Annotated in this window: 1 protein-coding gene; it reads left to right on the top strand. The window is 45.1% G+C overall.

All coding sequences use genetic code 11. From position 1 onward, the window contains the following. The first annotated feature begins 1 nt into the window (after position 1). Positions 2-145, top strand: coding sequence for a DUF1540 domain-containing protein (locus tag SB658_RS21920; RefSeq protein ID WP_410602284.1), 144 nt, complete (start codon positions 2-4; stop codon positions 143-145). Positions 146-457 lie beyond the last annotated feature (312 nt).

Below are 457 nucleotides of genomic sequence, written 5' to 3'. Positions count from 1 at the left end.
TCTGTGTGAAGTCAATAACTGTTCATATTGGGGCAGAGGAAACAAATGCACGGCCGACGCTATTTATGTGGTCAGCCATACAGGCGAAACCGCTGAAAAAAGTGAAGAAACGGATTGCAAAACCTTTAAACCGCAAGATTTATAAAAGAAAAGAGCTGTTTTATACAGCTCTTTTTTATTTCCGCCGCAAGCCTCCCTGAGCCGAGGAAAACCGCGCGGATGAGAAGCATGGCAAAAAGGCGGTTCGGCGGCAAATATAGGCGGCAGACGGTACAATCAGTATCGCATTCATGACAAGCACAGAATTTTTTATCAAGATGTACATGTTTGCCCCAGCCAGAAAGCAGCACCTGCGATGTAAAGCCGAAACTGTTTGAAGAATAAAAAAATCATCGCATCCGCCTATTAAAAAAACCGGCTGATACAGCCGGTTCAAACGGGGGAAGGGGTGATAATG

It is taken from the genome of Bacillus sp. SIMBA_008, assembly GCF_046535495.1.
GTDB lineage: Bacteria > Bacillota > Bacilli > Bacillales > Bacillaceae > Bacillus > Bacillus subtilis.
This window is presented reverse-complemented; position numbering and strand designations above follow the sequence as displayed.